Source organism: Pelomicrobium sp. (genome assembly GCF_036803785.1).
Lineage (GTDB): Bacteria > Pseudomonadota > Gammaproteobacteria > Burkholderiales > UBA6910 > Pelomicrobium.
Genome location: NZ_DAIRTR010000122.1, coordinates 1 through 8,639, shown reverse-complemented (window position 1 = coordinate 8,639; position 8,639 = coordinate 1). Strand labels below are relative to the sequence as shown.

The 8,639-nt window shown below is 64.6% G+C and carries 12 protein-coding genes; 2 read left to right on the top strand and 10 right to left on the bottom strand.

What is annotated here, in order from left to right; translation table 11 throughout:
* Window positions 1–108 precede the first annotated feature (108 nt).
* From V7Q81_RS12675 to V7Q81_RS12660, 4 genes are all read right to left on the bottom strand, one after another.
* The gene (locus V7Q81_RS12675) at window positions 109–555 is read right to left on the bottom strand and encodes a type II secretion system protein (RefSeq protein WP_333843842.1); all 447 of its coding nucleotides are present in this window, start codon (window positions 553–555) and stop codon (window positions 109–111) included.
* A 182-nt stretch (window positions 556–737) separates the two neighbouring features.
* Window positions 738–1,214, bottom strand: coding sequence for a prepilin-type N-terminal cleavage/methylation domain-containing protein (locus V7Q81_RS12670; RefSeq protein WP_333843841.1), 477 nt, complete (start codon window positions 1,212–1,214; stop codon window positions 738–740).
* Window positions 1,215–1,257: 43 nt separating this feature from the next.
* Window positions 1,258–2,487: a type II secretion system F family protein gene (locus tag V7Q81_RS12665; RefSeq protein ID WP_333843840.1), complete on the bottom strand. Its 1,230-nt coding sequence runs from the start codon at window positions 2,485–2,487 to the stop codon at window positions 1,258–1,260.
* 18 nt (window positions 2,488–2,505) lie between these two features.
* Window positions 2,506–4,209, bottom strand: coding sequence for a GspE/PulE family protein (locus V7Q81_RS12660; RefSeq protein ID WP_333843839.1), 1,704 nt, complete (start codon window positions 4,207–4,209; stop codon window positions 2,506–2,508).
* Window positions 4,210–4,302: 93 nt separating this feature from the next.
* Here V7Q81_RS12660 and V7Q81_RS12655 point away from each other — a divergent pair, with 93 nt between their 5' ends.
* Window positions 4,303–4,773, top strand: coding sequence for a tRNA (cytidine(34)-2'-O)-methyltransferase (locus V7Q81_RS12655; protein ID WP_333843837.1), 471 nt, complete (start codon window positions 4,303–4,305; stop codon window positions 4,771–4,773).
* A 49-nt stretch (window positions 4,774–4,822) separates the two neighbouring features.
* On the opposite strand, the gene V7Q81_RS12650 is transcribed toward V7Q81_RS12655, so the two are convergent.
* The 6 genes from V7Q81_RS12650 to V7Q81_RS12625 all read right to left on the bottom strand — a co-directional run bounded on the left by V7Q81_RS12650 (window position 4,823) and on the right by V7Q81_RS12625 (window position 8,120).
* On the bottom strand, window positions 4,823–5,815 hold the full coding sequence (locus V7Q81_RS12650; RefSeq protein WP_333843836.1) for an NAD(P)H-dependent glycerol-3-phosphate dehydrogenase: 993 nt from the start codon (window positions 5,813–5,815) through the stop codon (window positions 4,823–4,825).
* Window positions 5,812–6,264 carry an SH3 domain-containing protein gene (locus tag V7Q81_RS12645; RefSeq protein WP_333843835.1) on the bottom strand — a complete coding sequence of 151 codons (453 nt, stop codon included), beginning with the start codon at window positions 6,262–6,264 and terminating at the stop codon, window positions 5,812–5,814. The genes V7Q81_RS12650 and V7Q81_RS12645 overlap by 4 nt, the downstream gene beginning before the upstream one ends.
* Window positions 6,261–6,716: a protein-export chaperone SecB gene (gene secB / locus V7Q81_RS12640; protein WP_333843834.1), complete on the bottom strand. Its 456-nt coding sequence runs from the start codon at window positions 6,714–6,716 to the stop codon at window positions 6,261–6,263. Before secB ends, V7Q81_RS12645 begins: the two co-directional genes overlap by 4 nt.
* Before the next feature lie 64 nt (window positions 6,717–6,780).
* Entirely contained in the window at window positions 6,781–7,041 is a 261-nt protein-coding gene (grxC, locus tag V7Q81_RS12635) for a glutaredoxin 3 (RefSeq protein WP_333843833.1), read from the bottom strand.
* Window positions 7,042–7,043: 2 nt separating this feature from the next.
* Entirely contained in the window at window positions 7,044–7,457 is a 414-nt protein-coding gene (locus V7Q81_RS12630; RefSeq protein ID WP_333843832.1) for a rhodanese-like domain-containing protein, read from the bottom strand.
* Window positions 7,458–7,805: 348 nt separating this feature from the next.
* Window positions 7,806–8,120: an ArsR/SmtB family transcription factor gene (locus V7Q81_RS12625; protein WP_333843830.1), complete on the bottom strand. Its 315-nt coding sequence runs from the start codon at window positions 8,118–8,120 to the stop codon at window positions 7,806–7,808.
* 143 nt (window positions 8,121–8,263) lie between these two features.
* On the opposite strand from V7Q81_RS12625, the gene V7Q81_RS12620 reads away from it, so the two are divergent.
* Window positions 8,264–8,639, top strand: a 376-nt coding sequence (locus V7Q81_RS12620; RefSeq protein WP_333843829.1) for a 2,3-bisphosphoglycerate-dependent phosphoglycerate mutase, incomplete at its 3' end; no start/stop codon positions are given.

Sequence of the window (8,639 nt, the reverse complement as noted above, 5' to 3'; positions counted from 1 at the left end):
GGGTGAAACCGCCCCTCCGGACGCCGCCCATGGCACCCCCAGTCAATTTCCTTTAGTCCGAAACGTCCGGCGCCGGGACGCCGGACGTCCCGAAACAGGGCGAGGGGATCAGCAGCCGGTTGTGGTCACCGCCACCGCGCCCGTGCTGCCGTTGTAGACCGCCTGGCAGTTGGCGCCGCCCCCGTTGGTCGGGCGGAAGGTCACCGCCGTCGAAACGGCGTAATTGACGATGAAGCCATCAGTCGATTGCAGTGCGTTGCCGATTCCGGCCGCTGTTCCTGTCGGAACACCCCCGTTCGTTGGCCCCGTATTCACGGCAACGGTGGTTCCATCGGCCATGGTCACCGGTGAGGTATTGGTCCCCGAGGCGATGTACTTCGCCTGCACCAGCGCCACCGCCGAGCGCAGCGCCCCCGCCATGCCGTTCACGGCGGCCTTCCGGGCGTCGCTTTGCAGGTTCACGAACCGGGGCAGGGCCACCGCCGCCAGGATACCCAGGATGACGATCACCACCACCAGCTCGATCAGGGTGAAACCCCCTTGCCGCTTTTCCATCGTTTTCCTCCCGTTGAAAAAAACCCGAAAATGCAAACGCCGCCGGGGTTATGCAGCTTTCATGCCAATCCGATCCATCGTCCAGTCAATTTGTTTCCATCGTGTTTTCAGAAAGTTACTTTCTTCGCGGGCGAGCCTAAGGACCTGTTTGTCAACGATTTGTCAGAACCTCGACGTTGCCGTCAGCAACTGCTGACGTTGAGGTCGATGGTGGGCGCGCCGTTCAAGGGTGCCTCGATGTAGGTGATGCGGCATCCCGGGACCGTTCCCCCGTCGATGTCGATGGTGAGGGTACCGGCGCTGCTCTGGACCGTCAGCCCGTCGGCCGCGGGGGAGAGCTGGGCCGCCAGCAAGATGCCCCCAGGCGAGACGGTGGAGGCGGAGGCGGAGGGGTAGCCGTTCACCATGTTGATGGTGACGCCCTCCATGTCCAGGGTGCCGCCGGTCTGGGTGCAGTTGCCGCCCACGTTGGCGAGACAGCCGGCGTGGGCGATGGCGGCGGCGGAGCGCACGGCGCCGAAAAGCCCCTGGGCCTTGGAGATCCGGGCCTGTTCCTGGAGCGCCAGATAGCGGGGCAGTGCCACCGCTCCCAGGAGGGCGATGATGGTGATGACGATGATGAGCTCGATCAGGGTGAAACCCCTGGTTCGCCTGAACATGCCCGTCTCCTTTTCCCAATGAATGATGAGATTGCCGTACCCGTCATTTGGAAAGCGCCGCGCTGCCCAGATCCCACAAGGGCAGGAACACGCCCAGGGCGAGCACCAGCACCAGGACCCCCAGTCCCACGATCAGGATCGGCTCGATCTGGGCGGAGAGGGTCTTCAGCTCGTACTCCACTTCCCGCTGGTACAGGTCGGCGATCTCCTGCAGGAGATCGTCCAGCGCCCCCGAGTCTTCCCCCACCTTGATCATCTGCAGCACCACCGGGGTGAAGATCCCCGCCTGGATCGCCGCCCGCAGGACGCTCTCCCCCCGCTCGACGCTGGAGCGCATCTTCTCCACCCGGCCCGCCACGTAGTCGTTGTCCACCACCTGAGCCACCAGGGTGAGCCCCTGCACCACGGGCACACCGCTCCTCAAAGCAAGGCTGAGGCTTCGGGCGAAGCGCGCCATGGTGGCCTTGTGGACGATTCTGCCCGCGATGGGAATCCTGAGCTTCGCCCGGTCCCAGCCGTGGCGTCCTCGAGGGGTGCGGACCAGGCGCCAGAAGGCGAGAACCGCCATAGCCCCGGCCCCCACGAGCCAGGGCCAATGGGTCACCATAAAGTCGGAAAAGGCGATGAGGAGGCGGGTGAGGGGGGGCAGCTCGGCTTTGAAGCCAGCGTAGACCTTGGCGAAGGCTGGAATGACGAAGACATTGATGATGACCAGAGCGATCGCCATGGCCGCCAGTACGAAAAGGGGGTAGCGCAGGGCCGACTTCACCTGCTCCCGCATGAACTTCTGGAACTCCAGGTGATGGAACAGCCGCAGGAACACCTCTTCCAGGCGGCCGGTGCGTTCCCCCACCTGGACCATGGCCACGTAGAAGGGAGAAAACACCGGCTGTTGCCGGGCGAGGGCCGCCGACAGCTCCCGCCCCGCGTCCAGGTGCTCGCGGATGCGCTGGAGAACAGCGCGGAACGCCCGGTTGTCGGTGGACTCCTGCAGTCCCGCCAGGGCCTGCATGATTGGGACTCCCGCCTTGAGGAGGGCGAACATCTGGCGGCTGAAGAGCAAAAGGTCTACGAGGCGCACCCGCTCGCCGAACAGGGCAGCGCCCCACTGCTTGACCCCAGCGGGCCGCGGTGGATCGGCGGCGACGATGTCGACTGGCGTGATCCCGTTCGTGAAAAGCTGCGCCGCGACCGCCCCCGCGTCGGTCCCTTCCAAGACACCCCGTACCGCCTCCCCCGAGGCGCTTCTGCCCTTGTACGCAAAAAACGGCATGGTCCCTTTTTCTGTCCGTCAATCCTCGCCCTGGCTCGCCACCCGCATGGCTTCGGCTACGGTGGTCCTGCCCGATGCCGCCAGCTGAGCAGCGTGGCGCCGCAGGGTGTGCCCCCGCATCTGCTCGCGCGCCGCTGCCGCAAAGGCGGCAGCGTCTTCCCGGCTCAAGGCCTCCACCACGGGGCGGGTCATCTCCAGCATCTCGTAGATTCCTGTGCGCCCCCGGTAGCCCGTGCCGCTGCAACGGGAACAACCCCGGCCGTGGACGAAGCCGGTGGCCGAGGCGCCAATCCCCGGCTCCTGACGCAGCCATTCCAGCTCCTGGGGAAGAGGAAGGTAGGGTTCGGCACAACCCTCGCACACGAGGCGCAGCAGCCGCTGGGCCAAGACCAGATGCAGGGACATGGCCACCATGTAGCGAGGCGCTCCCATGTCCAGGAGGCGGACGGGAGTGCTCACGGCGTCGTTGGTGTGCAGGGTGGAAAAGACCAAATGACCGGTCATGGCAGCCCGCAGCCCCGTCTCCACCGTGCCCTGGTCCCGCATCTCCCCCACCAGGATCACGTCCGGGTCCTGGCGCAGGGCAGAGCGCAGCACGCGCCCGAAGGTGAGGTCGATTTTCTCGTGTACCTGCACCTGGCTCACCCCCGCGAGCCGGTACTCCACCGGGTCTTCCACGGTGATGATCTTGCGCTCCACCGAGTTGAGCTCGGCAAGCAGCGCGTAGAGAGTGGTAGTCTTGCCGCTGCCCGTGGGGCCGGTCACCAGCACCATTCCGGAGGGGCGCTGGATCACCTGGCGCAGCCGCTGCTGAATATCCTCCGGCATGCCGAGCTGAGAAAGCCGCAATAGCCCCTCGCTCTGGTTCAACAGCCGCATGACGATGGACTCGCCGTGCTGAGTAGGCATGGTGGAAAGACGCACGTCGATGCTCGATCCCCGCACCTTGGCGTTGAAGCGCCCGTCCTGGGGAAGGCGCCGCTCGGCGATGTCCAGCCCGGCCATGAGTTTCAACCGCAGGGCGAGGGCCGAGGCGATTCTCAGGTCCGCCTCGGTCTGCAGGTGCAGCACTCCGTCGATGCGAAAACGGATCTGCAGCCGCCGTTCCTGGGGCTCGATGTGGATGTCGGAGGCACGCACCTGGACCGCATCTTCGAAAACCGACTGCAAGAGCTTGACCACCGGGGCATCTTCCACCCCTGCGCCGAGCCCTAAGGCCGCCAGGTCGATACCGGAATCTCCCAGCTCCTCCTCCAAAGCCTGGGCGAGGTTGCTGATCTCTTCGGTGCGCCGGTAAACCCGGTCGATCACCTCCAGGAGCTGGGACTCGGTTACCACGGCGAGCTCCAAGTCCCGCTTGAGGACCCGGGTAAGCTCGTCATAGGCGAAGAGATCCGTGGGGTCCGCCATCCCCACCCGCAGGGCGGAACCGGCTTCCTCCAGCGCGAGGGCACGAAAGCGCCGGGCGTGGACCTCGGGCAGTTTCTGCGCCACCTCAGGGCGGATGTCCTGGCGCCGCAAATCCACGAAGGGGATCTTGAGCTGCCGGGCAAGCGCCCGGGAGATCTCGTCCTCGGTGACGAACCCGAGCTCCACCAGGGTGCGTCCCAGCTTGCGGCCGGTTCGCTTCTGCTCTGTGAGCGCCCGGGCGAGCTGCTCTTCGGTGATGAGTCTTTGGTCTATCAAGAGCTGTCCCAGGCGTACTCTTTCAGGTCGGGCCAAGGGTTCCTCCCATTATTTCGTGTAAATTATCGTTAGCAAGCTTCATGCCATTGAAAGTGAATGCAAACGTCTTGAGGTAGGCTCAAGCCTGAAATGTTGGAAGTCGTCCTGTATCAACCGGAAATCCCGCCCAATACCGGCAACATCCTGCGGCTGTGCGCCAACACGGGAGCCCGCCTGCATCTGGTGAAACCCCTGGGATTTCATCTGGACGACCGGCGCCTGGCGCGGGCGGGATTGGATTACCGCGCCCTCGCCCCCCAGATGACGGTCCACATCACCTGGGCGGCATGCCGTACATGCCTAGGGGCACGGCGGTGGTTCGCGCTGACCCCCCGGGGTGAGGTCCGCTACGACACGGTGGCCTTCCGCCCGGGGGACGTGGTGGTGTTCGGTCCGGAGAGCCGGGGGTTACCGGAGGAAATCCTGACAGAGTTCCCGCCGGCGGCGCGACTGCGCATCCCCATGCGGCAGGGCAGCCGCAGCCTCAATCTGGCCAACGCGGTGGCCGTGGTGGTGTACGAAGCCTGGCGGCAGGCAGGGTTTACCGAAAGGGAAAAATAGTGACGTTCTTCGGTCAGCCAGTGTCAAGGACCAACCAGCCGCCTCGCCTTCACCCGGAATGCTCGCGTTTCGGCTCCCGGGAAAGCAACATGTCCACCGCTTGATGAGGAGGCAGTCCTTGAAACAGGACTCGGTAGACTGCCTCGGTGATGGGCATGTCCACCCCGAGCCGCTGGGCGAGCCCGTGCACTTCCCGGGCCGTGTGCACCCCCTCGGCCACGTGGCCCAGGCGGTCTAGCACTTCCTCCAAGGACTGGCCCTGGGCGAGGAGCCGCCCCACCTGGCGGTTGCGGGAAAGATCGCCGGTGCAGGTAAGGATCAGATCCCCAGCCCCGGCCAACCCGAGGAAGGTCTCCTGGCAACCACCGAGCTTGAGGCCCAGCCGAGTGATCTCGGCAAGACCGCGAGTGATCAACGCCGCGCGAGCGTTGTGGCCGAAGCCCAGGCCGTCGGAGATGCCGGCGGCGATGGCGATCACGTTCTTGACCGCGCCGCCCACTTCGACCCCCACCACATCGGTACTGGAGTAAACCCGCAGCCGCGGCCCATGGAGCACCCGGGCGGCGCGCTCGGCGAAGGCCGCGTCGCCGGCCGCCAGGGTGACCGCCGTGGGCAGCCCGCGAGCCACTTCCTGGGCGAAGCTTGGACCTGAGAGCACCCCATACTGGGCTCTCTGACCCAGGGTCTCCTCCACTACTTGGTGAGAAAGGCATCCCGTGGCAGGCTCGAAACCCTTGCTCGCCACCACCACGGGAGGCATCGGGGCGCAGCCCGCCAGCCGCTGGAGGGTTTCCCGCAAAGCGGCGCTCGGCACCACTGCCAAAGCCAGATCCGCATGGGCGAGGACCGCGACAGGGTCGCCTTCCAGCGCCACTGAGGGGGGAATCGAAAAGCCCGGCAGGTAACGGCCATTGACCCGGGTACGGCGCATGGCCTCCAGGTCCGCTGGATCCCATACCCACAAGGCGATCGCGTGGCGCTCCGCCAGGCTCAAGGCAAGGGCAGTCCCCCATGCCCCCGCCCCGAGCACGGCGATTTTCATCCGCCCCATACCTGTCCGACGGGGACGAAGCCGCTCTGACCGTCCCGGTGGCGCACTGGAACCCAACCCGGAACGGCCCCTTCCAGCCGTTCCAAGAGGACACCCTTCTCGGCCTCGAAAACGACGGGCGCACCCGGATCCGGCTGACGACGCACCACAGCGCGGGCAGCGGTGACGATGACCGTGGGCCGATCCGCAAGCACCCGCCTTTCGACCCAGGCGAGATCGCCCGCCACGTCCCGGACCTTGAGCCAGCGCTCCAAGGCCACCACCACTTCCAGAGGATAGCCTGGGCTTGCCACGTACAGGGGCCGTGCCTGGAGGGAGGGGGCGTCATAGAGGATCGCCGGTTCGCTCCCCACCGCCCGGTATTCGGTGGCGAGGACTGGCATCCCCCCTCCGAGCACCAGAGCCGCCAGCAGAGCCCCCCGGGCAAGGGCCCGGTTCATGACGGGGCCGTGGGTTGGGAGGCAGTCCGCTCCCGGCGCTGGCGGTACAAGGCCTCGAAGTTGACTGGGGAAAGGATGACCGGGGGGAAACCCGCCCGCCCCACCACATCGGAAACCACCTCCCTCACATAGGGGAACAGGATATTGGGGCAGGCGATGCCCAGCACCGGATCCAGGTCCTCCGCGGGGAGGTTGCGAATCTGGAAGATGCCCGACTGGGCGGCCTCGACCAAGAATAGCACTCTCTCCTTTGCTTTGGCCGTCACGGTAACCGTGACCACCGCCTCGTAGACGCCTTCGTTGAGGGGCTGGGCCTGGGTATGGAGCTGGACCTCCACTTGAGGGGGCTCCCGCTCCAGAAAGGCTTGCGCTCCCTGGGGGATTTCCAGGGACAGGTCCTTCACGTAGAGCTTTTCGATGGAAAAGACCGGCTGCGCTGGTTGATCGCTCATGGAAAAAATCCTGGAAAGACTCCCCTCTCTAAGAAAAATCGCTCAGCGCCAAGCCGGTTCGCCGTCACTGCGCCAGCAACGCCTCCAGACGGCCCGCTCGGTTGAGGGCCGCCAAGTCGTCATACCCCCCCACGTGGGTGTCGCCGATGAAGATCTGGGGCACGGTACGACGTCCCGTCCGGCGCACCATTTCCTCCCGCCGGGCTGGCTCCAGGTCGACCCGGATCTTCACGATCTCCTGCACACCCTTTTGCTTAAGCAGCGCCTCCGCCATCTGGCAATAAGGGCAGGCGGCGGTGCAGTACATGTTCACCCGGACCTTCATCGCTAGCCCTTTTCGATGGGAAGGTTGGCCTGCTCCCACGCCACCAGCCCGCCCTTCAATACCCAGACCTCCTCGAAACCCCGCTTGCGCAAAAGGCTGGCGGCGGCACCGGAGCGGTTGCCGCTGCGGCACACGATCACGATGGGCCGTTTGCGGTGTTTCTCCAATTCCTTGATACGGCTGTCGATGGCGGTCAGGGGCACGTGGCGCGAATGGGGAATGTGGGCCGCTCGGTATTCGCCTTCGTCGCGCACGTCCAATACCAGGGCATCCCGCTGGTTGATGAGCCGCGTCGCCTCCAGCGTACCCACCTGGGGAATGCCCAGGATTTTGGGACCGACAAAGGACCAGATCAGCATCCCGCCACTCACCACCGCAATCAACACCAGCCAGATGTTGTCCTGGATGAACTCCATGGGGGATTCGGTTCAACCTTCCCTAGCCTTGCCTTGACGTGCCGAGCATTCTATCAAACCCGTCCGATGTCGCCGGGGGCGGGACCATGGGCTTTTTTCCGCTGCTCCCCTCCCGGGACGGGGCCGCTCCTTTGCCCGCAGGTGGCCTAGAGTCGGAAGACGGCAAGCACACATCTCAACCCCGTTGAAGCTGCGCAGGACTGACTTTCTGTCTTTTATGCAAAGCAAAAAAGACCGGAAACGAACGCGGGGAATCGTCATACAAAATTGTAAATCAGAATATGCTTATTCCATGTTGAGGGCAAACGCAGACCTCTGCGGCAGCGCCGCCCATATGAGGACTGGGCGCTACTGGGTATAGCCGCAGAAAACCTCGCGCATCATATTGATTAATTTCAATATGCGGGGATCGGCGATGCGGTAGTAGACGCGATTGGCGTCCTTGCGGGTGCGCAACACCCCCTTGTCGCGCAAGATGGCAAGGTGTTGGCTGATATTGCTCTGGGAGGTGCCGACCGCCTCCACGATCTCCTGCACGCTCACCTCCCGCTCTCCCAGCACGCAGAGGATCTTGAGCCGCAGAGGATGAGACATGGCCTTGATGGCCCGGGAGGCTTGCTCGATGTGCTCATCCTGGTCGATGAGCTGGTGGAGAAAGTCCATTTTTGAAGTCGCGGTTGACGGCATCGATGGCATGGTCACGGCAGCATTGGGGGCTTAAGAAATGCTATGAAAGCATACTAAAATAATAAAGTAAATTTCTGCCGCCCGGCGCCCGCCCTTCATTCGAAAAGCGATATATGGCAATGCACAAACTCGTCTTGCTTCGCCACGGGGAAAGCCTGTGGAACCGGGAGAACCGGTTCACCGGCTGGACCGACGTGGATCTGTCGGAGAAGGGGATCGAGGAGGCCCGGGCCGCAGGCCGCAGGCTCAAAAGCGAGGGTTTTGACTTTGACGTGGCGTTCACTTCGGTCCTCAAACGGGCGATCCGCACCCTGTGGCTCGCTCTGGACGAAATGGACCTGATGTGGCTGCCCACCCACCACTCCTGGCGGCTAAACGAGCGCCACTACGGCGCGCTGCAGGGGCTCCACAAGGCCGAAACGGCAGCCCGCTACGGCGAGCATCAGGTGCTCCTGTGGCGTCGCAGCTACGATACGCGCCCCCCCGCCCTGGAGC

Coding starts and splice junctions, on each gene's coding strand:
- V7Q81_RS12665 (WP_333843840.1), bottom strand. CDS start 2,487: ATGCCGTTTTTTGCGTACAAGGGCAGAAGCGCCTCGGGGGAGGCGGTA.
- grxC (WP_333843833.1), bottom strand. CDS start 7,041: ATGAAGGTCCGGGTGAACATGTACTGCACCGCCGCCTGCCCTTATTGC.
- V7Q81_RS12625 (WP_333843830.1), bottom strand. CDS start 8,120: ATGGACTTTCTCCACCAGCTCATCGACCAGGATGAGCACATCGAGCAA.
- V7Q81_RS12650 (WP_333843836.1), bottom strand. CDS start 5,815: ATGAAAATCGCCGTGCTCGGGGCGGGGGCATGGGGGACTGCCCTTGCC.
- V7Q81_RS12630 (WP_333843832.1), bottom strand. CDS start 7,457: ATGGAGTTCATCCAGGACAACATCTGGCTGGTGTTGATTGCGGTGGTG.
- V7Q81_RS12645 (WP_333843835.1), bottom strand. CDS start 6,264: ATGAACCGGGCCCTTGCCCGGGGGGCTCTGCTGGCGGCTCTGGTGCTC.
- secB (WP_333843834.1), bottom strand. CDS start 6,716: ATGAGCGATCAACCAGCGCAGCCGGTCTTTTCCATCGAAAAGCTCTAC.
- V7Q81_RS12655 (WP_333843837.1), top strand. CDS start 4,303: ATGTTGGAAGTCGTCCTGTATCAACCGGAAATCCCGCCCAATACCGGC.
- V7Q81_RS12670 (WP_333843841.1), bottom strand. CDS start 1,214: ATGTTCAGGCGAACCAGGGGTTTCACCCTGATCGAGCTCATCATCGTC.
- V7Q81_RS12675 (WP_333843842.1), bottom strand. CDS start 555: ATGGAAAAGCGGCAAGGGGGTTTCACCCTGATCGAGCTGGTGGTGGTG.